The sequence below is a fragment of the Rhizobium leguminosarum genome (assembly GCF_002953715.1).
Taxonomy (GTDB): Bacteria; Pseudomonadota; Alphaproteobacteria; order Rhizobiales; family Rhizobiaceae; genus Rhizobium; species Rhizobium leguminosarum_V.
The window spans coordinates 3,612,501-3,636,777 of sequence record NZ_CP025012.1 but is presented as its reverse complement, the minus strand read 5'-3'; the positions used below and the strand labels follow the sequence as shown (position 1 = coordinate 3,636,777).

The following is a 24,277-nucleotide window of genomic DNA, read 5'->3' as shown; positions in this document are numbered from 1 at the left end:
TCAAGTTTCGACAGCCCCTTGGAAATCGCGGCCGGCCTCATTAGACTTGGCGCCGTCGGGCATGCCTCGCTGGGGAGTGGAGGCAGAAAGGGGAGGAGCCGAATCTGTCTTCGAGATATCGTGCGATAGCGGCGTTGCTCGTCGTACCGCTCATCATTTTCGCCTTCTTCACCTATGGGAGCGCGATTGCGACGCGCGCCTATATGGAGGAGGCTTCGGCACAGGCAGGAACGGCGTTGCGACTTGCCGTTTCGGCACTCAGCGGCCATCTCAACCGCTACGAGGCGCTGCCGGCACTGATCGCCGATCATGACGATATCAAGGACTTGGTGAGCGCGCCTGGAGATGCGGCGCTACGCGATGCGGCCAATCTCTATCTCAAGGAGATCAACGGGCTGCTCAAATCCTCCGACATCTATGTGGTCAAGCCGGATGGAGAGACGATCGCGGCCAGCAATTACGATGGGCCTGCAAGCTTCGTCGGACAGAATTTCAGCTACAGGCCCTATTTCCAGGATGCGATTGAAGGCCGACAGGCGCGGTTCTACGCGCTCGGCACCACCTCGTTGAAGCGCGGCTATTATTTCGCCGCGCCGATCCGGACCGGCGCGGATATTCGCGGCGTCATCGTCTTCAAGGTGGATATCGATATGATCGAATCCTCCTGGGGCGGCGGCGAATACAAGATCTTCGTCTCCGATCCAGAGGGCATCATCTTCATGTCCGGCAGCCCGGAATGGCTTTATGGCGCGATCCTGCCGCTGACGGCCGACCGCATCGCGCGCACGGAGGCCTCGCGGCGCTATGCCAATGCCAGGCTGGTGGCGCTGCCGGTGACACGACATCACTTCGAGCAGCATGAGCTGATGACGCTGGCCGGCGAGCGCGGCTCGAGCGAATATCTGGTGCTCTCGCATTACATGCCGGCCGAGGACTGGACGGTGAACGTGCTGATGGAGACGAATTCCATCCGTGCCCAGGCGCGCACGGCACTTGCCGCCGTATTTCTCATCCTCTGCATTGCCGGGCTTACGGTGGCCGTCCTTCGCCAGAGGCGGGCGCGGCTTGCCGAGCGCATGCAGCTGCAGGCCGACGCCCGCAACGAGCTGGAGCGGCGCGTCGAGGAGCGCACGGCCGATCTTGCGCGCGTCAACAGCCGCATCGAAGAAGAGATCGCCGAACGGCGGCTGACTGAGCGGCAGCTTCGACAGACACAGGCCGATCTGATTCAGGCGGGCAAACTTGCCGGGCTGGGGCAGATGTCGGCGGCCCTTTCGCACGAGTTCAATCAGCCGCTCGCCGCCGCCAAGACCTATACGGACAGCGCCTCCGTTCTCATCGACCGTGGGCGGACGGAGGAGGCGCGAGACAATATCCGGCGGATCGGTGGGCTGATCGACCGCATGGCTGCGATCAGCCGGCACCTGCGCAACTTCGCCCGCAAGCCGAACGAAAAGCTCGGTCCCGTTTCCCTCGACGAGGCGATGCGCGACACGCTCGAGATCGTCGCCTGGCGGCTGAAGGCAGCGGATGCCGAATTGCTGCTCGCTCTCGGGCCGCGCCCGCCGGTGGTGCGTGCCGGTTCGGTGCGTCTGCAGCAGGTGCTGGTGAACGTGATCTCGAATGCGGCCGATGCGGTGGAAGGGCTGGATGATCGGCGCATCGAGGTTTCGGCTTTCGAGGAGGCCGGCAAGGTGGTGCTGACTGTGCGGGACCACGGGCCGGGCGTGCCGGCGGCGATCGCCGAGCGTATCTTCGATCCCTTCTTCACGACGAAGGGTGTCGGCAAGGGGCTCGGCCTCGGGCTTTCGATCTCTTACAACATCATCAAGGATTTCGGCGGCAGCCTTGCTGCTGCCAATCATCCCGAAGGGGGCGCGGTGTTCCGTATCGAGCTGCAATCGGCGGCAGGGCTGATGCCGGAGGCGGCGGAATGAACGATGCGAAGATCCTGCTGGTTGACGACGAGGAGGAACTGCGCCGCTCGACGGCGCAGGCGCTGGAGCTCTCCGGCTTCAGCGTCGAGACCTATTCGAACGGCGACCACGTGCTGGAGCTGATCGGCTACAGCTTTCCCGGTGTCGTCGTCAGTGACATCCGCATGCCCGGCATCGACGGCATGACGCTGATGCAGAAGATCCGCGAACTCGACCCGGAGGTGCCCGTCATTCTCGTCACCGGCCACGGCGACGTTCAGCTTGCGGTGAAGGCGATGCGCGAAGGCGCCTATGATTTCATCGAGAAGCCGTTCACGCCCGAAATGCTCGCCGGCGTCATCCGCCGGGCGATGGAGCGGCGCGGCCTCGTGCTCGAAAACCGGCTGTTGAAAGCGGTCGCCGGCAAGCGCGACGATATCGAGGCGCGGCTGCCGGGGCGCACGCAGGTGATGGTGGATTTGCGCTACCGCATCCGAGCGATCGGGGCGAGCGATGCCGATACGCTTATCGTCGGAGAAACGGGGGCCGGCAAGGAGGTTGTGGCGCGGGCGCTCCACGACATCAGCGCCCGGGCGAGCCGGCCGTTCATCGCGATCAATTGCGCCGCACTGCCGGCAAACCTGATCGAGAGCGAGCTTTTCGGCCATGAGGTGGGTGCCTTTCCGGGCGCGGTGAGGCCGCGTTACGGAAAGTTCGAACATGGGCGCGGCGGTACGATCCTGCTCGACGAGATCGGCTCCATGCCCTTCGACCTGCAGGCAAAGTTCCTGCGGGTGCTGCAGGAGCGGGTGATCTCACGGCTCGGATCGAACGAAGTGGTGGCGCTCGACGTGCGCTTCATCGCGACGAGCAAGGTCGATCTGGAGGCGGAGGTGGCGGCGGGTCGCTTCCGCGCTGACCTCTTCTATCGGCTGAATGTCGCGACGCTGCACGTGCCGTCGCTGTCACAGCGGCGGGCGGATGTTCCGCTGCTTTTCCTGCAGCTGGTGCGGGAGGCGGCCGCCCGCTACGGCCGCGATGAGATGGCCGTGCCGCCGGACGTGATTTCCGACATCGCTCAGCGCGACTGGCCCGGCAATGTGCGTGAATTGAGGAATGCCGCAGACCGTCTGGTCCTCGGTCTCGACAACGGCGGGCGCCAAGCCGAGGAGGCGACCGGGCTTGCGGAGCGGGTCGCCGAATTCGAACGCGGGGTCATTGCCAGCGCGCTGGTGGCGCACGGCGGCAGCCTCAAGCCGGTCTATGAGTCGCTCGGCATTTCCCGGAAGACGCTCTACGAGAAGATGCAGAAATATGGGCTCGACAAGAAGCTGCTGGCGACGGAGATCTCCGGAGAAGGACAGCGCGAAGCTTGAGCGATTGTGATGTGATGGGTGGATTTCCACCCATCACATCGGCCGTTTGTTTCCGAATCGACCCATGCTGCATCGCACTGTCGCAAAATCGTCTTTCGAAAGCGGCTGCAACGATTGCGGGTCGATTTTTCCCGGCGGCAAATAGGTCATCCCCGGCGCGGAGGTTGTGTCGGCGGGCTTGCTTATTTCATCAGGGAGGAAACGATGAAAATTCTGAAGGCCATGCTCGGCCTGACCGCGGCTGCCGCGGTCTCTGTTCTCGCCAGCGTCGCTTCGGCGCAGACCTATCCCGAGCGCACCATCACCATGGTCGTGCCTTTTGCGGCCGGCGGCCCGACGGATACTGTCGCGCGCCTGGTCGCCGAATCCATGTCGAAGGATCTCGGCCAGCAGATCGTCGTCGAAAATGTCGGCGGTGCCGGCGGCACCCTCGGCGCCGGCCGGGTGGCGAATGCCGATCCCGACGGTTACACCATCCTGCTGCACCATATCGGCATGGCGACCAGCGCCACGCTCTACCGCAAGCTCGCCTATGACACGCTCGGCGCCTTCGACTATGTCGGCCTCGTCACCGAGGTGCCGATGACGATCGTCGCCCGCAAGGACATGGAACCGGCCGACCTCAAGGGCCTGATCGACTACATCAAGGCCAATAAGGACAAGGTAACGGTCGCCAATGCCGGCATCGGTGCGGCCTCGCATCTCTGCGGCATGATGTTCATGAGCGCCATCCAGACGCCGCTGACGACCGTTCCCTACAAGGGCACCGGCCCGGCTATGACCGACCTGCTCGGCGGCCAGGTCGACGTCATGTGCGACCAGACGACCAACACGACGAAGCAGATCCAGGGCGGCACGATCAAGGCTTATGCCGTTACCTCGCCCAAGCGGCTCGACGTGATGAAGGATATTCCGACGGCGGTCGAAGCCGGGCTGCCGGGTTTTGAAGTCGGTATCTGGCACGGCATCTATACGCCGAAGGGCACGCCAGCTGAGATCAATGAGCGTCTGTCGAAATCGCTGCAGGTCGCGCTGAAGGATCCGAATGTCGGCGCCCGCTTCGCCGAGCTCGGCACGACGCCATCCTCCGACGCCGATGCGACGCCGGCTGCGCTGAAAGCCAAGCTCGAAAGCGAGATCGTCCGCTGGAAAACCGTGATCGAGGCTGCCGGTGAATATGCCGACTGAGGCTTGTCCTCGTCCAGGACATGCCGGATGAGCCCTTCACCCTAACTTTCTCCCCGCATGCGGGGAGAAAGTGCCGGCAGGCGGATGAGGGGCAATCGCAGCAGCAGCGCGTCACGAACCATCTCCAACCCCAGGAGACACCATGAAATCCATCAGTTTCGATACCACCAATGCGATCTGCGGCGCGCTTTTCGTCGCGACCGGTGCTTTCTTCGCGATCCAGTCGCTGGGGCTCGACCTCGGCACGGCAGTGCGCATGGGCCCCGGTTACTTTCCGCTCGTGCTTGCCTGTGTGCTCGTGCTTCTCGGCGCGATCATCTTCATTCAGGCACTCCGCGTCGAGGGCGAGCCGATCGACCCGTTTGCCTGGCGCGGCATGCTCTTCATCCTGCCGGCGCCGGTGTTCTTCGGGCTGACGGTGCGGGGGCTTGGATTTGCGCCGGCGCTGTTCTTCACCGCATTCATCGCCTGCTTCGCATCGCAAAAGATGAACGTGGTGTTTGCGATCATCCTCTCGCTGCTGCTGACGATCTTTTCGGTGGCGGTCTTCAGCTACGGGCTCGGGCTGCCGTTCGAGCGCTTCGGCCCCTGGGTCCGGTTCTAGGAGACGATGATGGATCTTTTCAGCAATCTCGCGCTCGGCTTTGCAACGGCCGGCACTCCGGAAAACCTGTTCTTCTGCCTGATCGGCGTGTTGCTCGGCACGCTGATCGGCGTGCTGCCCGGTATCGGCGCCACGGCGACGATCGCCATGCTCTTGCCGATCACCTTCCAGCTCGAGCCGGTTTCCTCGCTCATCATGCTCGCCGGCATCTATTACGGCGCGCAGTATGGCGGCTCGACGACGGCGATCCTCATCAACATGCCCGGCGAATCTTCCTCGGCCGTCACCGCGATCGACGGCTACCAGATGGCCCGCAAGGGCAGGGCGGGGGCAGCGCTTGCAATCGCGGCGCTCGGCTCGTTCTTCGCCGGCACCGTGTCGACCTTCCTCGTCGCGATCTTCGCGCCGCCGCTCACCGCAATCGCGCTGCAATTCGGCTCGGCGGAATATTTCTCGCTGATGATCGTCGGCCTCGTTTCCTCGATCGCTCTCGCGCATGGTTCTGTCGTCAAGGCGCTGGCCATGGTGGCGCTCGGGCTGCTACTCGGCCTCGTCGGCACCGACATCTATACCGGCACACCGCGCTTCACGCTCGGCATCCGCGAATATGCCGACGGGCTGAACTTCGTGGCGCTCGCCGTCGGCGTCTTCGGGGTGGCGGAAATCCTGCGCAACCTCGAGGGCGAGTCGACACGCACGGTGCTGATGGCCAAGGTGTCCGGCCTTTTGCCGTCCCGCCAGGAGTTCAAGGAGATGATCGCACCTGTCATTCGCGGCACGGCGATCGGTTCGGCGCTCGGCATCCTGCCGGGCGGTGGCGCCATCCTTGCCTCCTTCGCCTCCTATACGGTGGAAAAGCGGATGTCGAAGACGCCGGAGGAATTCGGCAAGGGTGCGGTTGCCGGCGTCGCAGGGCCGGAATCGGCAAACAATGCCGGTGCGCAGACCTCGTTCATTCCGCTCCTGACGCTGGGCATTCCGGCCAATCCCGTCATGGCGCTGATGATCGGCGCGATGATCATCCAGGGCATCGTGCCAGGCCCGAATGTCGCCACCGAGCAACCGGCGCTGTTCTGGGGCATCATCGCCTCGATGTGGATCGGCAACCTGATGCTGGTCATCCTCAACCTGCCGCTGATCGGGCTCTGGGTGAAGCTCTTGACCGTGCCTTACTACGTGCTCTTCCCCATCATCATGGCTTTCTGCTCGATCGGGGTCTACAGCGTCAACGCCAACGTCTACGATCTCTATGCCGTCGCCTTCTTCGGGCTCATCGGCTATGTGCTGGCAAAGCTTCGTTGCGAACCGGCGCCGCTCCTGCTCGGCTTCGTGCTCGGGCCGCTGCTCGAAGAGAACCTCCGGCGCGCCATGATTCTGTCGCGCGGCGATCCGACCACCTTCGTCACGCGGCCGATCAGCGCCACTCTTCTCGCCATTGCTGTCGCCGTCCTCATCGTCGTCTTCCTGCCGAGCGTCAAGAAGAAGCGCGAGGAGGTGTTCGTCGAGGAGGCGTAGAGCATGATGCCGAAAAGTGTGCGCGGTTTTCGGACGACATCATGCTCTAACTCTTTAATTGAGAACAGGATTCAGATTTTTGGCCCGGCCTAAAATCATCCTGTTCTGGGGTTGAACTTGTGGGCCGTTTGATAAACAAAGAATGATCTGATGCGGGCGCCGGTTGGGCGCCCGTTTCGCATGACAGGATATCCAGGCCCCAGGAGCATTGCCCGATGAGCATTCCCGCCCGGATCAAGGACGATCTGCCGTTTCTGACCTCCCTGCGCCGCGACCTGCACGCTCATCCCGAACTCGGTTTCGAGGAGGAGCGTACCGCCGGCATCGCCGCGAGGCTTCTCGAGGAAGCTGGCATCACGGTGTATCGCGGCCTCGGCGGCACCGGCGTGGTCGGCACGCTGCAGTTTGGCAACGGCACGCGCAGGATCGGGCTGCGTGCCGACATGGATGCGCTCGCCATGCCCGAAATGGCGGAGCGGCCTTATAAATCGACAGTGCCTGGCAAGATGCATGCCTGCGGCCATGACGGCCATATGGCGATGCTCCTCGGTGCTGCGCGCCACCTTGCCGCAACGCGGGATTTTTCCGGCACGGTGCATTTCATCTTCCAGCCGGCCGAAGAAGGGCGAGGCGGAGCCAGGCGCATGGTCGAGGAGGGGCTGTTCACGCTTTTCCCCTGCGATGCCGTCTATGGGCTGCATAACATGCCTGGGCTTGCGGTCGATGAGATCGCCGTGGTCGAGGGACCGCAGCTTGCCTCCTCCGATAGCTGGCGCATAACCTTCCGCGGGACGGGCACGCATGGCGCCAAGCCGCATCTCGGCCGCGATCCGATCACGGCCGCCGGCACCTTCCTGTCATCGCTGCAGACGATCGTCGGACGCGTGGTCGATCCGCTGCAACCGGCCGTCGTCAGCGCCTGTTTCCTGCAGGCGGGCGACCCGAAGGCGCTAAACGTCATTCCTGATATCGTCGAGATCGGCGGGACGGCGCGGGCCTATTCGCCTGATGTGCGTCATCAGCTCGAGACCGAGATCGGACGACTGGCGCAGGGTACCGCAGCTATGTACGGCATCGCGGTGGACTATGCATTCGAACGGCGGATCCCGCCTGTCATCAATGACGCGGATGCAACCGCGCGGGCGCTCGTGGCGGCCGGCTCGGTGTTTGGCGGGAAGGTGCAGACAAGCTTTCCGCCGTCGACGGCGGGCGACGATTTCGCCTTCTTCGCCCAGAATGCGCCGGGCTGTTACGTCTGGCTCGGCAACGGCCCGGCGGTGGATGGGGCGCTGCATCACAACACGGCCTATGATTTCAACGATGAAGCGCTTGGATATGGGGCGGCATACTGGGTGGCGTTGGTCGAGCGGGAATTGAAGGTCTAGCTGGAGTTCGAGGTGGCGGGACGCACGCCCCTTTTTTATAGAGTCCGTGCGTCTCGGCTTACAGAGTCTCCAGCACTGGACTCTCAAGCACTTTCCCCGTCACCACATCGGCAATTCCCCGATCCGTCTGGTGCGGGCCGGCATTGCAGGCGAGCGTGGCGCCGAAGCAGGCTTTGAAGACCCGATAGGGTGGTTTCCAGTCGACGACCTTTTCCATTGCCTTGCGGATGCTGACGAAGGCCAAGGCGGTGTCCTTCAACGATGCATCCGTCACCAGGCCGGAGAGCGGTAGCGGCAGGAGCGCCTCGATCCGGCCGTCGGTGGCGACCGCCATGCCGCCGCCGGCTGATATGACGGCGTTAGCGGCGAGCGCCATATCGTGCGCATTGCCGCCGAAGACGGTGAGGTTGTGGCTGTCGTGCGAAACGGTGGTACAGAAGGCGCCGCGCCATTCACCCCAGCCGGTGAGGAAGCCGATACGCGGGGTACCATCTGCTATGCCGTGGCGATGGGCGACGGCGATCATGGCGCTGCCGGCCGGCGGCACGACGAAGCCGTCCCTGACCTCGGTTTCGGCCTCGCCCCATTGCGTGAAGCGCGGGCGGTCGATGGTGGCGACGCGGACGCGCTCGCCCTTCGCCGGAATGCGGAAATCATTCTCGGTCAGCGGCGGCAGCTTCACCGAATTGACAAGCGGCGCCGTATCAATCTGCTGGACGGCCGCCTCCATGCTGCCGTTGCGGGCGACGATGCGGCCGCCTGATATGACCAGCCGTGCCCGGAACTCCGTGAGGTCGTCGAAGAGCACGATGTCGGCGCGGCGTCCGGCGGCGACGAGACCGAGATCGGAGCGCTGCAGACGTTGTGCGGCGTTGAAGGTCGCGGCACGGATGGCCCATTCCGGCTTCATGCCATAGCGCACCAGGCGCCTGATGACGTCGTCGAGGCCGCCATCTTCCTGGAGTTCGTCGGGAAAGACGTCGTCGGTGCAGAGCGTGACGGTCGGAGGCAGATGGCCGAGACCGTTCAGCACCTCGACGAACTCCTTCAGCAGGTGGTCGTGCGAGCCGCGCAGCTCGATCGTCAGGCCGGCGGTAAGCTTGGCGAGGAGATCGGCACCGGAGGTAAGTTCGTGGTCGGAGGTGATACCCGATGCCATGAAAGCGTTGAGATCTGCGCCTTCGAGGCCACGGGCGTGGCCGCAGACGAGCTTGCCGGCGGCAAGGCCGGCATTGACGATGGCCGTCATGCGCGGATCGCCATCGATGACGCCGCGCATGTTCATGACTTCGGCAACACCGCCGACGGCGGAGGAGCGCAGCAGCTCGGCGATGACGGAGGCATCGAAATCGGCGCCGGCAAGTTCCAAGCCCGGTGCGGACGGCACGCAGGAGGGCGCGAGCAGGATCATGCGCAGCGGCAGGCAGCGCGCCGCCTCGATCGCCCAGCGCACGCCGTCGAGCCCATGGACGTTGCCGAATTCATGCGGATCCCAGACGATCGTGGTGACGCCGCGCGGCAAGACGGCGCTCGCATATGCGGCGGGTGTCACCATCGAACTTTCGATATGCATGTGCGTGTCGATCAGGCCGGGAGTCAGGATGCTGCCCGAAGCATCGATGATCTCGACGGCATCCGTGCGGCTTGCGGGGGCATGGACGCTTGATATCAGCGCGCCGACGAGGCCGATATCGGCTTCCCGGATCAGGCCTGTCACCGCATCGAGCAACCGGCCACCGGTGATCAGCATGTCGAAAGGGGCGTCGCCGCGCGCAGCAGTGACGGCGCGGGCGCGCAAGGCGGGATCATTGAGATCGGCGGGTTCTTGACGAAGGGTGGCGGTCATTTGCGGGCCTCGTTGACCAAAGCGGCGAGAATAATGACGCGCGCCATGTCGGCATCGATGTCGGCGGCGAATTGGGCATTGAAGGTCGCATGCGTGGCGCGGGTCTCGACAACGGTGCGGCCACGGGTGAGGGCACCCTGCAGCTCGACGTCGATACGGGCGGGGCGGAAGCTGACGATATCTGGGGCGACGAAGGCGACGGCGGCGGAAGGGTCGTAGATTGCCATGGCCGGGCGGCCGCGGCTGGTGCCGATGCGGATATAACCCGAGAGCATATCGGCGATGAGTTCGGCATTGGCGCCGCCGGCATTGCGCACCGGCTCGGCATCCTCGGGTCTTGCCAGCACCTTGCGGCAGAGGTCGAGATCGACCATGCGCAGCGGCAAGCCGTGGGCGATGACGATCGACAGGGCCTCGGGATCAGCAAGCGCATTGAATTCGGCGGAGGCCGTGTGGTTGCCTGATGTGACACCGCCGCCCATCCAGACGAGTTCGGTGATGCGGGCGGCAAGATCGGGCCGGGCGAGCGCCACGGCGGCGATGTTGGTGAGCGGGCCAAGTGCCAGGATGCGGTGCTGGCCTTTGCGTTCCAGCCAACGGCAGAGTGCTGCGAAGGCGTCGCTTTCGGCAAGGGCTGCGGCCTTCGGCAGGCTCTTGCCTGATGTCGGAATGCCGGTTTCGCCAAGGATCGCTTGAGCGGTTTCGAGCTTGCCGAGAACAGGCATGGCGCGACCGGTGTGGATGGGGAATTTCCAGTCGAAGGCACTGGCAGCACCGGCGGCGTTCATTCTCACCTGCGGCAGCGGCGTATTGCCGAAGACCAGTGATACGCCGTCGATCTCGAATTCAGACTGCACCACCACCAGAATGGCGGCGATGTCGTCGAAGCCCATGTCTGTGTCGATCCAGACGCCCATGATTTCACCCGAACCGTTTGAGGGTTGCCGCGTCGGCAACCGGCAGATCGAAGACGAGCGCGGTATCGAGGAGGAGTGCTGTCGAGGCAATGAAAGCCTTTTTCATCTTACATGTTCTCTATGTCGGAGGTCTTTTGTGCCAGGTTCGCAGGCCCGGATGATCGGCGGACGATAAGCTGCATGGCGACGCGTTCGATCGCCGCGGTAACGAGCACGCCCTCCCGGCCGCTGCTTGTTTTTATGGTATCCACCAGCGCCGACACGGCAATTTCGGCAATCCTATCCATGTCCATCCGGACCGTCGTCAGCGACGGCGTAACAACAGGCGACCAGATGAGGTCGTCGAAGCCGGTGACACTGACATCGGCGGGAATGTTGATGCCAGCCTGTTGCAACTCCGTCAGTGCCCGCAACGCCTGCAGGTCGGAGAGGGTGGCGAAGGCGGTGAAACCCTGCCTGACTTTTTCGGCGAGGCCGAGCGGGCAGCCAATGCCATTCTCCTGCTCCAGCCGGTCGATCCATAGGGCTTCCGAATGCATGCCCGGGCGCATGCCGGAGCGGATGCCGCCGGCGCGGTCATTCTGGACGTTGGATTCCTGATTGTTGCCGATGATGAGAACTCGGCAATGGCCGAGGCCTGCGAGATGGCCGGCGATTTCGAGCCCGCCCTGCCAGTGGTCGGCGGCAACGGTGTTTCCAGGCGTCGAGGGAGTGTCGATGATGGCGACGGGACAGACAGCGGACGAAATGCGGGTGGCGCGGCGGGGAATGATGACCATGCCGTCAACGCCGCGCTCGACCAGCCGGTTGATTGCCTCGGTCTGGGCGGCGACATCGCCGCGAGAATCGGCGATCAGGACGCCGTAACCGACGGCGGAGGCGGCGAATTCGATCGCCTGTGCGATCTTCGGGAACAGCGGATTGGCGATATCGGGCAGCACCAGGCCGAGAACGCCGCTGCGGCCGGTCCGCAGCGCCCGGCCGGCTTGGCTCGGGACGTAACCGAGCTCGGCTGCATGCTCGCGAATTCGTTCGACCAATTGGCCGGAGACCCGGCCTTTGCCGGAAAGCGCATTGGAGACAGTGGCGACGGAGACGCCGAGCGACGTCGCTATCCTGCTGAGGTTCGGTCCCGGGCGCGATGCTGTCATGACTGACGATCATTCTGATTAATCGTTTAACCAGGTTAATAGCTCGGCTTTTTCCGCATGTCGAATCCGAATTCATCTTATGCGCAATTATTCGGTTGCGGCACGCTGCAGGCAAGAAAAAGCCCCGCGAGACGATCGCGAGGCTTTGCATTCCTTGAGGTCGATTGAAGCAGCTGTCAGCTCTTGACAGCCACAACCTTCGCCGCCGGTGCGGTCGTCTTGCCGCCGGGGGCGAAGCCACCGCCGACTGCGATGTTCAGCGACACATAGTCCTTGGCCATCTGCTGGACCGCTGCGGCAAGGCTTGCCTGGGCAAGCGAAACCTGGCGCTGAGCGTCGAGAACGTCGAGCAGCGAAGAGGCGCCGTCCTTGTAGGATGCAGTGGAGAGTTCGAGCGTTTCCTGCGTGGTCTTCACCTGAGCTTGAAGCGCCGAAACCGTGCGGGCGTCACGCCGGACAGCCGAAAGTGCATTCTCGACCTGTTCGATCGCGGTCAGCACCGTCGACTTCCAGTTGAGATAGGCCGTGGCGGCATCGGACTGCGCCGTCTTGACGCCGGCGCGCAGGCGGCCGCCATCTAAGATCGGCAGGTTGAGGGTCGGGCCGAAGGACCAGGGCGTCAGGCCGCCATGGATGCCACGCTGGTTGATGTAGGCCGGCGAGATCGAGCCGCTGAGCGAGATGCTCGGATAGAGCTGCGCCTGGGCGACGCCGATCAGTGCGGTAGCGGCCGCGAGGTCGCGTTCCGCCACACGGATGTCGGGACGGTTGCGGATCAGGTCGGCCGGGATGCCGGACGTGATGCCGCCGCGGAATACCGGCTGGCCATAGCCCTTCAGCAGATCATCGACAAGGGTTGATGCCGGCAGGCCGAGCAGCGTGGCGATGTGATGGGCCGAAATGCGGATGTTGGTTTCGAGGCCGGGAATTTCGGCGAGCGTCGACTGCACCAGGCCTTCGGCCTGAACGACGTCGAGACGCGAAGCGGCGCCGGCTTCCAGCTGGAATTTGGTCAGCTCGTAGGTTTCCTGACGGGACTTCAGGTTGGCCTTCGAAAGCGCCAGGCGCTGCTGGTAATAGCGAACGTCGATGTAGCTCGAGACGAGATCCTGTACGAGGGTCAGCTTGGCAACGTCGGCGGATGCGTAAGCAGAATCGAGCGAAGCGAGAGCGCTCTCCGTGTTGCGCTTGTAGAGGCCGAAAATATCGAGCAGCCAGCTCAGCTGTGCCTCGCCGCCGCTGGTGTTACGCGTGTCGAACTGCGTGCGCAGTTCGCCTTTCTGGCCGCTGACGGTGTGCGAGGCGCCGACCGACAGGTTCGGCAGGGCGCCGGCTCCTGCGACGGTGACGTTGGCGGAAGCCGCATTGATGCGTTCGATCGCCTGCTGGATCGACAGGTTCTGGTCGAGGCCGGACTGGACGAGACCGTCCAGCTTGCGGTCCCTGAAGGCGCTCCACCAGGCCACGGTAGTAACATCGCCATCACTCTTGGTTCCACCCTCTCCGAATTTGGCGGGCAGCGGCATCTCAGGAGGAACATGATCCGGGCCCACAACGCAGCCCGACAACAATAACAATAATGCCGGTGTGGCAAAACGAAGAGATACCATTCATTTCATCCTGTACTCGAGCAAGTCAATTCTTGTCCGAAGCTTCATGCTTCAACTACGGCCGCCGCGCCTCGTTCTACCAAAAACACCATTCCGAAGCAGTCGGGCGCAATGTAGCAACGGGAACTGCATTATCACAGTGCATTTATATCACAGTCCTGCCGCATTTTTTCCCCGTGTGGCAAAGATGCGTCGAATGACGACGAAAAACGACGGCACGAAGAAAATTCCGAGCATCGTCGCCGCCAGCATGCCGCCGAGAACGCCGATGCCGATTGCATTCTGTGCCGCCGAACCCGCGCCTGTCGCGATCGCCAGCGGCACGACGCCGAGAATAAAGGCAAGCGAAGTCATGATGATCGGCCGCAGGCGCAATCTCGCTGCTTCCAATGTCGCCTCGTAGAGCCCCATGCCGCTTTCCATACGATCCTTGGCGAATTCGACAATCAGGATGGCGTTTTTCGCCGCCAGCCCGATAGTGGTGAGCAGGCCGACCTTGAAATAGACGTCGTTCGCCTGGCCGAAGAGGGTTGCCGCCGTCAGCGCCCCGAGAATACCGACGGGCACTGCCATGATCACCGAGAAGGGGATCGACCAGCTTTCGTAAAGCGCAGCCAGGCAGAGGAAGACGACGAGAACCGAGATCGCATAGAGCATCGGCGCCTGCGAACCGGAAAGGCGCTCCTGATAGGATATGCCTTGCCAGGCGACCGTATAACCGCCCCCGAGCTCATTGGTTAGTGCTTCCATTTCATTCATCGCATCGCCGGAGGAAACTCCGGGAGCGGATGCGCCGTCGAGCGGAATGGCGCTGACGGCGTTAAAGCGGGCAAGCGAGGGCGCGCCCTTCACCCACTCCGTGCGGGTAAAGGCGGAGAAGGGCACCATTTCGCCGTCATTGTTGCGGGCGTACCAGTGGTTGAGATCGCTCGGCTGCATGCGGAAGGGCGCATCACCCTCGACGTAGACCGGCTTGATCTCGCCGTTCAGCGTAAAGTCGTTGACGTCGCGCCCGGTGAAGATGATCGACAGCATCGAATTGACCGAGGCGATGTCGACGCCCATGGCGCCGATCTTCTCCTGATCGAGCACGATGCGCATCTGCGGCTCGACTTCCTTGTTGCTGCTGCGCAGCGCCACGATCTTGCCCGACGTGTTGCCCATCTGGATCAGCCGTTTGGATGCGGCCGTCAGGGCGTCGTTGCCGTGGCCGCCGGTATCGACGAGATACATCGAGAAGCCGCTCGACACGCCAAGCCCCTGGATCGCCGGCGGTAGCAGCGCGAAGACCTGCGCCTCGCGGATCGCAAAGAAGCTGCGCAGTGCACGGTTGACGACCGATTGGGCGCTCAGCGTCGGATCGGTGCGCTGTGCGAAATCCTTCAGTTTGGTGAAGACGATGGCGCTGTTCTGGCCGGAACCGCTGAAGCCGAAGCCGAGCGCGCCGAAGACGGAATCGACGGCGTCCTTCTCGTTTTCACGATAATATTTCTCGACCTTCTCGACGACCGCCTGGGTCTGCTGCGTGGTCGAACCCGGCGGCGTGGTGACGATGGTCAGCAGCACGCCCTGGTCTTCCTGCGGCAGGAAGGAGCTCGGCAGGCGGGTGAAGAGATAAGCGCAGCCGGCGCCGACCAGAAGGAAGACCAGCATGACACGGATCGGCCGCTTCAGCAGATAGCCGATGGCGCTGATATAGCCGTTGGTCGAGCGCGTGAAGTTGCGGTTGAACCAATCGCCGACACGGTGCTTCCTGTGTTCGCCGACCGGCTTCAGCATCGTGGCGCAAAGTGCGGGCGTCAGCACGAGGGCGACGAGCGCCGACAGCAGCATGGCCGAGACGATGGTGATCGAGAACTGCCGATAGATGATGCCGGTCGAACCACCGAAGAAGGCCATCGGAATGAAGACCGCCGTGAGGACGAGCGCGATGCCGACAATGGCGCCGGTGATCTCGCCCATCGATTTTTCCGTCGCTTCGAGCGGCGAGAGCTTTTCTTCGGACATGATGCGTTCGACGTTTTCAACGACGACGATGGCGTCGTCGACGAGAAGACCGATCGCCAGCACCATGGCAAACATCGTCAAGGTATTGATCGAGTAGCCGGTGACCGCCAGCACCCCGAAGGTGCCGAGCAGCACCACGGGAACGGCAATGGTCGGGATCAGCGTCGCACGGAGATTCTGCAGGAAGACGAGCAGCACCACGAAGACGAGTACGATCGCCTCGATCAGCGTGTGCACGACCTTCTCGATCGACAGTTCTACGAAGGGCGTGGTGTCGTAGGGATAGGTGATCTCCACGCCTGCCGGCAGACCGCGGCCGATGACCTCGAGGGCGGAGCGCACGCGGGCGGCGGTATCGATGGCGTTGGCGCCGATCGCAAGGTTGACGGCAAAACCGGTCGACGGCTGGCCGTTGTACCGCGAACTGCCGCCGTAGCTTTCCTGGCCGATCTCGATGCGCGAGACGTCGCTCAGGCGCACCGTCGCGCCGTCCTTTTCGACCTTCAGGATGATGTGCTCGAAATCGGCGACGGTGGTCAGCTGGCTTTGCGCGGTGATGGTGACGTTGATCTGCTGGCCGAGGATCGTCGGCTGGGCCCCGAGCGAGCCGACGGAGACCTGGGTGTTCTGGGCCTGGATGGCTGACGTCACGTCGCTCGGCGTCAACTGGTATTTCAGCAGCTTGAACGGATCGAGCCAGACGCGCATGGCGTATCCCGAACCGAAGACGTTGATGCTGCCGACGCCTTCCAGGCGCTGGATCTGATCCTCGATCGAGGTCGACATGATATTGCCGAGGTCGACCGAGTTGCGTTTGCCGTCGGTCGAAACAAGCGAGCCAACGAGAAGGATGCTCGAGGTCGAGCGGGTGACGCTGATGCCGGCATCGATGACGTCGCTCGGAAGCTGCGACTGAACCAGCTGCAGCTTGTTCTGCACCTGCACCTGGGCGATATCGGGGTCGGCGCTCGTCCCGAAGGTGAGCTGGATGCTGGCCGAACCCGTCGATGAGGTCGAGGTCATGTAGGTGAGATCGTCGAGGCCGGTCATGCCATCCTCGATGATCGTCGTCACCGATTTCTCGACAGTCTCGGCGCTGGCGCCGCGATAGGTGGCGTTGATGCGAACCGTCGTCGGGGCGATGTCGGGATATTGCGAGATCGACAGCGTGAAGATCGCCAGCAGGCCGGCGAGCATGATGGTGATCGCAATGACCCAGGCGAAAATCGGACGTCGGATGAAAAACTTGGCCATCGGTTGTTCCTGTGCGGCTGAGACGGTGACGAGCGGGGCTCAGCGATTACTTCGCTGCAGGCTTCTGCGCGTCACCGGCCGCGGGCTGCTCGGCAGGCACGACCACGCCGTTGTCGTTGATCTTCATCGGGACCGACTTCACCGGCATGCCGGATGTGATCGACTGCAGGCCGCTGACGATCAGCTGATCGCCGTCCTTGATGCCGTCGGTCACGAGCCAGGAATTGTTGGAGGGCGAGCTGTTCTCGAAGGCGCGGGTTTCGACCTTGCCGTCGGCGGAAACGAATTGTGCCGTCAGCCGGCCGTTGGCGTCACGGCTCGTCGCCAGCTGCGGGAGCGCATAACCGGCCTCGGCGCCGAGCTCGACGGTTGCGCGGACATACATGCCCGGCAGCACGATACGGTCGGGATTGGGAAAGAGCACGCGGATGATGAAGGTGCCGGTGGTCTCGCTGACCACCTGCTTCGACATGTCGAGCTTGCCCTGCTGGTTGTATTCCTTGCCGTTTTCGAGGATCAGATGGAAGACGACATTGGCTTCGCCCTTAATGTCCCCGGCGGCCATCGCATCACGCAGCTTCAAGAGGTTGGTGCTCGATTCCGTCAGCGAGATGTAGATCGGATCGAGCTGGCGGATCGTCGTCAGCGCCGTCGTCTGGTTGGCAGAGACGACGTTGCCGACATTAACGGCCGTCTGGTCGATGATGCCATCGAAAGGGGCGACGATCCTGGTGTGGTCGAGGTCGATCTGTGCAGCGGAAAGCGAGGCCTTTGCCGACTCGACTTCCGCCTTGGCCTGGAGCAGCGTCGTTTTGGCAGTTTCGAATTCGATCTGGGTGGCGCCACTGCCGACGAGGCGCTGGTAGCGGTCGAGATTGCTTTCAGCGCTCGGCACGCTGGCTTGCGCCTTGGAGATTGCCGCCTTGGCCTGCTCGACGGCAGCGATATAGGGTGCATCCTCGATCTGGTAGAGAAGGTCGCCCTTCTTGATTTCGCCGCCTTCCTTGAAGGCGATCTCACGGATGAGGCCGCTCACCTGCGGCCGGATATCGGCTGTCTGAAATGTCTCGGCACGGCCGGGCAGGATCGTGGTGATCGGGAACGTGCCCTTCGTCAGCGTGATCACGCCGACGGGGGACGCCTGTTGTGCCGCGCCTGCGCCCGCATTGCCGGCGGGCTTGGAGCCATTGTCGCTGCAGGCGGCGAGAAGGGCTGCGAATGCCAGGGCCGAGGAAATGAGGAGGGCACGCCGTATCATGCTGAATTCCTGTGCGGTGGCAATCGCCGTTCAATCCACGCGCTCGGCCCACGGGCTCGGCTGGGCCGAGCGCAGGCTCATATAAGCGTCAGGATTGGTTTGGCTTCAAATGCCGTTATCCGAATTTAAGAAAAGCTTTACGAAGTGACGTAATTCAGCAATCATCACTTAGCAAGCGCTATTTTGCAGTGCGGCATCGACGAAACACACGATTTTTTCGGCGCGATGCACGAGCGTCTCCTTGTCGTCGCGGGCGATCATGACAGGGTGCAGCACGCAGGCCAGGACATCTGCGACCGTATGTGCCGCGCTCTTTGGATCGCGGCAATGATAACGTCCCTCCGCCATGCCTTCGCGGATGATTTCGCCGAGCTTCGCTTCGATGCGGGCGCGATAGCGATTGCCGGCCTCGAGTTTGGCTTCGATCGTCGAAAGCACCATTTCGAAGATATAAGGGTTCTTCTGGATGTCCTGCAGGTGGCTTTCCAGCAGACGCAGGATGAACCGGAGCAGTTGTTCCTTTGGTGGCAGCTTCTCATCGAAGGCGGCGAAGCGCTCGGCGGCATCGTCGAGATGGCGTCCGGCGATCGCATCGACCAGCGCGACCTTGGAACGGAAATGCTTGAAGACATTGGCGGGCGACATGTGGAGCGCGCCGGCGATATCGGCGATCGACACAGCAACGAAGCCGCGCTCGCGAAACAGCATCTCCGCCATGGAGAGAATGTCTTCCCGCGTTTCCTCGGCCTTGCGTCTTGGCCTTCTTACCATCTGTTCCCCGCCGGGCTGAGCCCGATACCCCTTTTTTTCGATGCTAGCGCGATTGGAAGGAATGCCGCAAGCTGATGATCGGGCCGGCGGCTTTCGTCTGTCGCCTTTTCAAGGAAAATAGGGAGCGAGGTTGTTTCGGACACGGGCAAGCGGCGTCTCGCCGCTATCATCTGGGACAAAGCGCTCGCCGGTGATCGCCTCGTAGGCTTTGATGTAGACGACCGAGGTCTGCTCGATCAGTTCGGTGGGGATTTCCGGGATCTCGTCCTTATAGGGATCGCAACGCTCCGCCACCCAGGCGCGGACGAAATCCTTGTCGAAACTTTCCGGGCGTTTTCCGTCGGCAAAGCTTGCCGGATAACTTGCGGCAAGCCAGTAGCGACTGCTGTCCGGCGTATGGATCTCGTCGGCGAGGATAATGTTGCCGTCACCGTCGGTGCCGAACTCGTATTTGGTATCGACCAGGATCAGCCCGTTTTTCGCCGCCATCTCCTGGCCGCGGGCAAAGAGGGCGAGCGCATATGTCGACAGCGTCTGCCATTGCTCTTCTGTCAGCAGGCCACGCGTGACGATTTCGGCCGGCGTCAGCGGTTCATCGTGGCCGCCGTCGAATTCCTTGCTGGTCGGCGTGATGACAGGTTCGGGCAGGATCTGGTTGTCGCGCATGCCATCGGGCAGACGCATGCCGTACATGTCGCGCTCGCCCTTTTTATAAAGCGTCAGGATCGAGGTGCCGGTGGTGCCGGCGAGATAACCACGCACGACGATCTCGACCGGCAGGATGTCGAGCCGCTTGCCGATGACGACATTCGGATCGGGATAGTCGAGAACGTGGTTCGGGCAGATGTCCTTCGTCGCCTCGAACCAGTAGCGCGCCGTCTGGGTCAGTACCTCGCCCTTATAGGGGATGCAGGTGAGAATGCGGTCGAAAGCGCTCAGCCGGTCGGTGCTGATAATGATGCGGCGTCCGTCCGGAAGATCGTAATTCTCGCGCACCTTGCCGCGATAATAGTTCGGCAATTCCGGGAAATGGGCTTCGGAAAGAATTCGCACGGCGCTCGACTGTCCTTAATTATTGGGTGAAGACTTCTTGCTCTAGTTTCATTGCTGGGGAAGTCAAGCCGATCGGGTATCGCATCACAGCCAGAACAGAGCGGTCAGAAGCAGGGCGAGGCCGTAACTTGTGACGGCAAGCGGCCAGCCGGCGCGCAGGAAATCACTGAAGCGGTAGCCGCCGATCCCCATGGCCAGCGTGTTGTTGTGATGGCCGAAGGGCGTCAGGAAATCCAGGGAGGCGCCGGCGGCGACTGCGATCAGATAGGCGTCCGGCGCATGCCGGCCGGCTCTTGCGAATTCCAGTGCGATCGGGGTCAGGACGATTGCGACCGTCGCGTTGTTGACGAAAGGCGTCAAGGCCATTGCTAGGAAGAGGATGAGGGCGATGCCGAAGAGCGGATGGGTGATCGGCACGACGAGGCTCAGCCAGCCGGCAATGGTTTCGGCCGCTCCGGTGCTCGCCACTGCCTGGCCGATCGGGATCATCGCCGCCAGCATGATGATGATCGGCCAATTGAGATCGGCCATCGCCTGACGGATGTTCAGATGATTGAGCAGAGCGAGCACGAGGACGACCCCGGCAAAAGCGACGTCGGGACGCAGGCCGGCCGCGGAGGCGGCGACGCCGCAGGCAAAGAGCGTGAAGGGCCGCCAGGAGAGGAGAGCCGGTTCGGCCGGTGCTGTCGGGGCGAGCGGCAAGCACTCGCTTTCCTCCAACGCTTCGCCGATCGCCGTGCGTGGCCCCTCCAGTGTCAATATATCGCCGATCGACAATTGCAGGTCGAGGAAGCGGCCTTCGATGCGTGGCGCGCGCATGGAAAGGGCGGTGACCGCGATGCCACGACGGTGGAAGATTTCGAGCGAGCGGACGCGCGAACCGACCAATGTGCTTTCCGGCATGACGACGGCTTCGACACGGGTGAAATCCGGCTGCAGGCCATGCGGATGGGCATCGGCCATCAGCGCCTGCGTGGCGGCAAGGTCGGCAAAGACCGCATCGGCGCCCTCGGCAAGCAGCACGTCGCCGGGTTCGATCACCGACTGGTCGAGCGGACCGAAGACGAAATTATCGCCGCGGATCAGCGCGTGCGGCTTGATGCCGAAACGCACGGGGCAATCGGAAAGCCGCACGCCGATCAGCGGCGAGATGTCAGGGATGTGACGCTCGACGACGATGCGGCGCGCGGCCGGGGAGATCGTCACCGGTGTTTCGTCGGGTTCCGGAAACATGCGCTGCGCGCGAAAGGCGATGAGCAGAATTCCGGCGATGGCGACCGGCAGGCCGACATAGGCGAAATCGAAGAAGCGAAAGCCGGTTCCGGTCGCCTTGGCGAGCGCATCACTGACGAGCAGGTTGGCCGGGGTGCCGATCAGCGAAACGAGACCGCCGAGCAGGGCCGCGAACGAGACCGGCATGACGAGCTGGCGGCGGGGGATTTTCAGGGCCGCGCCGAGGCGTAGCGCTACCGGCAAGGTGATAGCAAAGGCGCCGATATTGTTCATGAAGATGGACATGAAGCCGGCGAGCGCGGAAGTGCCGGCGATGACGGTGAAGTCGGAGGGTCTTGTGGCCGCGAAACGGGCGGCGAGACTGTCGAAGAGCCTGGCGCGCGCCAGCACCTGGACGACCAGCAGGATCTCGACGACGGTGATGACGACGGGACTGGCGAAGCCCGTGAAGATCTGGTCGGCGGGATAAAGGCCGAGCGCATAGCCGGCAAGCAGGCCGGCGATCGAGACCACCTCGATGCGGATGCGATCGAGCGAGAAGAGAGTGAGCATCGCCAGCAGAAGGATCAGCAGGGATGCTTGCTCGAACATAGGCGGGTCCGTTGTTTCATCGATCAGGCGGACTGTAATCGTTCCTCATGCGCTGTACAGAGCGCCTTCAGGTCAGGATTGAATAATCCTCACATCTCACGTCAGGCTGGTGGTGCCTGCCACCGGCCCGTGGCGTTCCGCTCCAGAATGGGCGTTGCGAAGACGCTGACGGTGCGCGCGATCCATTGCGGCCCGGCGGCTGCGAGACTTTCGCGCCACCGCTCCGATTGCAGCATGGCCGCACCGATGACCATGGGTTCGATACCGCAGGCCATCAGCAGATGGAGACCGGCAACGATCGAGGCGCCGCTGGAAATGACGTCATCGATGAGTGCGACGCGCCGTCCCTGAAGCAGCGGCAGCATGCGGGGATCGATATAGAGGCGTTTCTGCTGTGTCGGCGTGGTGATCGAAGACAGGGCAACGGAGAGCTCGTCGCGATACCAGAATTTGCGCGAGGTGCCGAGCGGAACATAGCGATCATGGCCGAGCTTCTGCGCCACGGCGGCGGCCAGCGTCAGACCAAGCGTCGGCAGGCCGGCGACGACGTCGATGCGCATGGGCCTGATCTTTTCGGCGAGGCTTTCGGCGAGCGCATCAAGGACGGGGAAGCTCGCCTGGTTGACGATCAGCGAGGCGAGGGCGTGATCGCCATCCGCCAGCTCACGGATCGGCAGGCGAAGCTGACGGTCGTCTTCGAGCACGGCGACATAGAAAGAGGTGAATTCCCCATCGCCGGCAAAGGTGCCGGGCGGGTGGATCTCCTGCCAGAAATCGTGCGGTGCCATCTCCGTCACACCAGTCAATTGCGTCTCGTCCTTTCCATGCCGGTTCTCCGGCGCAGCGCCTGCAATTCCGGTTCGGTCAGCGCACGCACGGCGCCTTTCGGCAGTTCGCCGAGTTCGAGCCCGCCGATTGCGACGCGCACGAGGCGCAGGCATTCGGTTCCCAGCGCCTCCAGCATACGGCGGATCTGGCGGTTGCGGCCCTCGTCGAGCTCGACCTCGATCCATGAATTCCTGTCGCCCTGGCGCAGGCGCCGCGCGGCGGTCGCCGTCAGCAACTCGCCGTCGTGGCGGATGCCCGATGTCATGGCGGCAATGTCCTCGTCGTCCATGAGGCGGTCGATCTGGACATGATAGGTCTTCGTCACATGCGTGACCGGATCGAGCAGGATCTGGGCGAATTCGGTGTCGTTGGTGAAAAGCAGCAGGCCCTCGCTCGCTTTGTCGAGCCGGCCGACGGGAGAGAGATGCGGGATGTCGAAATCCCTGAGGCAATCATAGACCGTCGGCCTGCCTTCTGGATCGTGGCGGGTGGTGACGAGACCGCGGGGCTTGTTGAGCATCAGATAGATTTTCGCTTCGGCAGCGATTGCGAGGCCATCGATACTGATCTTTGCCGTGGCAAGATCGACCCATGCGGAGGTGTCGCTGACGGTGCGGCCGTCGACCGCAACGCGATTTTCGGCAATCAGACGTTCGGCCTGCGTGCGGGAGCAATAACCGAGCTTGGAAAGGGCGCGGGGAAGGGTAACCCGCTTAGCCGCAGCATTATCGGCGGGCTTTGTCCGCTCACGCGTCTTGTGCGGTGGGCGCCGCTCCCTCATCTGCCATCCTTGTCCTGCTTTTGGTGCCGCTTTCTTGGCATGAACGGCGCAAGGATGCCAGCAAGGCAAATGAAAAACGAGGGGGAATAACAGGCGCCGCAAAAGAGGCTCAGCGCTTTGGGATAAAGCGCCGTCACGGCTTGATAGGGTGGCGCTGCCTCAGCGGCAGGCCATGAAGCCGGCCAGTTCCTTACGGCTGACGACGATACCGGCGGCGGCCTTGACCGGGTCCGGATGTGTGTAGGACAGACTAGGCATTTCCGGCAAATCGAGTGCCTGGCGCATATTCATGATACCGACCGCATAGCGGCCATTGGCGCTGTCGACGCTGACTTCGATAATGCAGTTGGCCCGCTTGTTTTCCATGGTAGTCCTCCCTTCATTTTTTTATGTTCCCATAGCTCACATTAAAAATTGGTTTTTGTAAGACATAAGCATTTACGCACCCTGCCGAAAAACGGATCGGCGGGTGCGTAAAAGCTAGTTTTTGGGTGGGTAAGCGTGTTCAGCGCCACCATTGGCGAGGCTGGGGCTGTGGGCTGCCGGAAAGCAGGTACCCGGCGAGGAATCCGATGGCACCTGCAAGCACCAGCGCAGTGGTCGTTGCGGCTGGATGCTCGCGGGCGGCGTCTGCGGCAGCGACGCCTTCGGCCCTGATCTGGGCGACAGCATTCTTTGCCCGGGGCAGGGCTTCATCATAAGCCTTGCCGGCGCGGCCGCGCACTTCGTAATAGGCTTCGGCCCCTTGAGCGGAAATCATCTTCTGCAGGCGCGAGACTTCCTGCTGGAGTGCGGCAATGTCCTTGCTGACAGATGCTCTGATATCATCGGTATTGGCAGCCATGTTGGTCTCCTTCCTTCAATGGGAAAGACAACACCCAACTCGGTGATAGGTTCCGAAATCTCAGCCGCTGATGTGTGACGGAAATTTAAAGCTCGCCGATTGGGGCCACGTTAATCCTCTGTTAACCATAAATCCGCGCAAGATCCTGT

18 protein-coding genes and 1 pseudogene are annotated in these 24,277 nt (G+C 62.7%); 6 read left to right on the top strand and 13 right to left on the bottom strand.

The features are described 5' to 3' along the window. Window positions 1–61: 61 nt before the first annotated feature. The 6 genes and pseudogenes from CUJ84_RS18220 to CUJ84_RS18195 all read left to right on the top strand — a co-directional run bounded on the left by CUJ84_RS18220 (window position 62) and on the right by CUJ84_RS18195 (window position 7,984). A pseudogene (locus tag CUJ84_RS18220) lies at window positions 62–1,937 on the top strand (sensor histidine kinase). Next, window positions 1,934–3,292, top strand: a complete 1,359-nt coding sequence (locus CUJ84_RS18215; RefSeq protein ID WP_105007241.1) for a sigma-54-dependent transcriptional regulator — start codon at window positions 1,934–1,936, stop codon at window positions 3,290–3,292. Before CUJ84_RS18220 ends, CUJ84_RS18215 begins: the two are co-directional and overlap by 4 nt. 204 nt (window positions 3,293–3,496) lie before the next feature. Continuing rightward, a complete protein-coding gene (locus tag CUJ84_RS18210) occupies window positions 3,497–4,480 on the top strand; it encodes a tripartite tricarboxylate transporter substrate-binding protein (RefSeq protein WP_105007240.1) in 984 nt (327 codons plus the stop codon). Window positions 4,481–4,622: 142 nt separating this feature from the next. Continuing rightward, window positions 4,623–5,084, top strand: a complete 462-nt coding sequence (locus tag CUJ84_RS18205; protein WP_027683270.1) for a tripartite tricarboxylate transporter TctB family protein — start codon at window positions 4,623–4,625, stop codon at window positions 5,082–5,084. 9 nt (window positions 5,085–5,093) lie between these two features. Continuing rightward, entirely contained in the window at window positions 5,094–6,599 is a 1,506-nt protein-coding gene (locus CUJ84_RS18200; protein ID WP_105007239.1) for a tripartite tricarboxylate transporter permease, read from the top strand. Between the two features lie 215 nt (window positions 6,600–6,814). Then, entirely contained in the window at window positions 6,815–7,984 is a 1,170-nt protein-coding gene (locus CUJ84_RS18195) for a M20 aminoacylase family protein (RefSeq protein ID WP_105007238.1), read from the top strand. Window positions 7,985–8,042: 58 nt separating this feature from the next. Here CUJ84_RS18195 and CUJ84_RS18190 read toward each other — a convergent pair whose 3' ends face one another. The 13 genes from CUJ84_RS18190 to CUJ84_RS18130 all read right to left on the bottom strand — a co-directional run bounded on the left by CUJ84_RS18190 (window position 8,043) and on the right by CUJ84_RS18130 (window position 24,128). After that, window positions 8,043–9,830 (bottom strand): adenine deaminase, encoded by a 1,788-nt coding sequence (locus tag CUJ84_RS18190; RefSeq protein ID WP_105007237.1) that lies wholly within the window; start codon window positions 9,828–9,830, stop codon window positions 8,043–8,045. Beyond that, the gene (locus tag CUJ84_RS18185) at window positions 9,827–10,747 is read right to left on the bottom strand and encodes a nucleoside hydrolase (protein WP_105007236.1); all 921 of its coding nucleotides are present in this window, start codon (window positions 10,745–10,747) and stop codon (window positions 9,827–9,829) included. Before CUJ84_RS18185 ends, CUJ84_RS18190 begins: the two co-directional genes overlap by 4 nt. Before the next feature lie 107 nt (window positions 10,748–10,854). Then, window positions 10,855–11,898: a LacI family DNA-binding transcriptional regulator gene (locus tag CUJ84_RS18180; protein ID WP_105007235.1), complete on the bottom strand. Its 1,044-nt coding sequence runs from the start codon at window positions 11,896–11,898 to the stop codon at window positions 10,855–10,857. Between the two features lie 176 nt (window positions 11,899–12,074). Next, window positions 12,075–13,508 (bottom strand): efflux transporter outer membrane subunit, encoded by a 1,434-nt coding sequence (locus CUJ84_RS18175; protein ID WP_105007234.1) that lies wholly within the window; start codon window positions 13,506–13,508, stop codon window positions 12,075–12,077. Window positions 13,509–13,658: 150 nt separating this feature from the next. Then, complete coding sequence (locus tag CUJ84_RS18170; RefSeq protein WP_105007233.1) at window positions 13,659–16,769, bottom strand: efflux RND transporter permease subunit; 3,111 nt, start codon at window positions 16,767–16,769, stop codon at window positions 13,659–13,661. A gap of 46 nt (window positions 16,770–16,815) precedes the next feature. Further along, complete coding sequence (locus tag CUJ84_RS18165) at window positions 16,816–18,027, bottom strand: efflux RND transporter periplasmic adaptor subunit (protein ID WP_105007232.1); 1,212 nt, start codon at window positions 18,025–18,027, stop codon at window positions 16,816–16,818. Between the two features lie 168 nt (window positions 18,028–18,195). Then, the gene (locus CUJ84_RS18160) at window positions 18,196–18,798 is read right to left on the bottom strand and encodes a TetR family transcriptional regulator (RefSeq protein ID WP_105007231.1); all 603 of its coding nucleotides are present in this window, start codon (window positions 18,796–18,798) and stop codon (window positions 18,196–18,198) included. A gap of 108 nt (window positions 18,799–18,906) precedes the next feature. Beyond that, window positions 18,907–19,851, bottom strand: a complete 945-nt coding sequence (locus CUJ84_RS18155; RefSeq protein ID WP_105007230.1) for a phosphoribosylaminoimidazolesuccinocarboxamide synthase — start codon at window positions 19,849–19,851, stop codon at window positions 18,907–18,909. A gap of 84 nt (window positions 19,852–19,935) precedes the next feature. After that, window positions 19,936–21,675 (bottom strand): SLC13 family permease, encoded by a 1,740-nt coding sequence (locus tag CUJ84_RS18150; RefSeq protein ID WP_105007229.1) that lies wholly within the window; start codon window positions 21,673–21,675, stop codon window positions 19,936–19,938. Window positions 21,676–21,776: 101 nt separating this feature from the next. Then, window positions 21,777–22,463, bottom strand: a complete 687-nt coding sequence (locus tag CUJ84_RS18145; protein ID WP_105007228.1) for a phosphoribosyltransferase — start codon at window positions 22,461–22,463, stop codon at window positions 21,777–21,779. Between the two features lie 14 nt (window positions 22,464–22,477). Continuing rightward, complete coding sequence (locus tag CUJ84_RS18140) at window positions 22,478–23,284, bottom strand: pseudouridine synthase (RefSeq protein ID WP_105007227.1); 807 nt, start codon at window positions 23,282–23,284, stop codon at window positions 22,478–22,480. A gap of 159 nt (window positions 23,285–23,443) precedes the next feature. Next, window positions 23,444–23,650 carry a hypothetical protein gene (locus CUJ84_RS18135; RefSeq protein WP_003542611.1) on the bottom strand — a complete coding sequence of 69 codons (207 nt, stop codon included), beginning with the start codon at window positions 23,648–23,650 and terminating at the stop codon, window positions 23,444–23,446. Window positions 23,651–23,789: 139 nt separating this feature from the next. Further along, a complete protein-coding gene (locus tag CUJ84_RS18130; protein ID WP_018243390.1) occupies window positions 23,790–24,128 on the bottom strand; it encodes a hypothetical protein in 339 nt (112 codons plus the stop codon). Window positions 24,129–24,277 lie beyond the last annotated feature (149 nt).

Bases quoted from the DNA above. Each gene is read 5' to 3' on its own strand.
- CUJ84_RS18175 (WP_105007234.1), bottom strand. From the start codon at position 13,508: ATGGTATCTCTTCGTTTTGCCACACCGGCATTATTGTTATTGTTGTCG.
- CUJ84_RS18135 (WP_003542611.1), bottom strand. From the start codon at position 23,650: ATGGAAAACAAGCGGGCCAACTGCATTATCGAAGTCAGCGTCGACAGC.
- CUJ84_RS18190 (WP_105007237.1), bottom strand. From the start codon at position 9,830: ATGACCGCCACCCTTCGTCAAGAACCCGCCGATCTCAATGATCCCGCC.
- CUJ84_RS18170 (WP_105007233.1), bottom strand. From the start codon at position 16,769: ATGGCCAAGTTTTTCATCCGACGTCCGATTTTCGCCTGGGTCATTGCG.
- CUJ84_RS18150 (WP_105007229.1), bottom strand. From the start codon at position 21,675: ATGTTCGAGCAAGCATCCCTGCTGATCCTTCTGCTGGCGATGCTCACT.
- CUJ84_RS18130 (WP_018243390.1), bottom strand. From the start codon at position 24,128: ATGGCTGCCAATACCGATGATATCAGAGCATCTGTCAGCAAGGACATT.
- CUJ84_RS18200 (WP_105007239.1), top strand. From the start codon at position 5,094: ATGGATCTTTTCAGCAATCTCGCGCTCGGCTTTGCAACGGCCGGCACT.
- CUJ84_RS18165 (WP_105007232.1), bottom strand. From the start codon at position 18,027: ATGATACGGCGTGCCCTCCTCATTTCCTCGGCCCTGGCATTCGCAGCC.
- CUJ84_RS18140 (WP_105007227.1), bottom strand. From the start codon at position 23,284: ATGAGGGAGCGGCGCCCACCGCACAAGACGCGTGAGCGGACAAAGCCC.
- CUJ84_RS18180 (WP_105007235.1), bottom strand. From the start codon at position 11,898: ATGACAGCATCGCGCCCGGGACCGAACCTCAGCAGGATAGCGACGTCG.
- CUJ84_RS18205 (WP_027683270.1), top strand. From the start codon at position 4,623: ATGAAATCCATCAGTTTCGATACCACCAATGCGATCTGCGGCGCGCTT.
- CUJ84_RS18160 (WP_105007231.1), bottom strand. From the start codon at position 18,798: ATGGTAAGAAGGCCAAGACGCAAGGCCGAGGAAACGCGGGAAGACATT.
- CUJ84_RS18215 (WP_105007241.1), top strand. From the start codon at position 1,934: ATGAACGATGCGAAGATCCTGCTGGTTGACGACGAGGAGGAACTGCGC.
- CUJ84_RS18145 (WP_105007228.1), bottom strand. From the start codon at position 22,463: ATGGCACCGCACGATTTCTGGCAGGAGATCCACCCGCCCGGCACCTTT.
- CUJ84_RS18210 (WP_105007240.1), top strand. From the start codon at position 3,497: ATGAAAATTCTGAAGGCCATGCTCGGCCTGACCGCGGCTGCCGCGGTC.
- CUJ84_RS18185 (WP_105007236.1), bottom strand. From the start codon at position 10,747: ATGGGCGTCTGGATCGACACAGACATGGGCTTCGACGACATCGCCGCC.
- CUJ84_RS18195 (WP_105007238.1), top strand. From the start codon at position 6,815: ATGAGCATTCCCGCCCGGATCAAGGACGATCTGCCGTTTCTGACCTCC.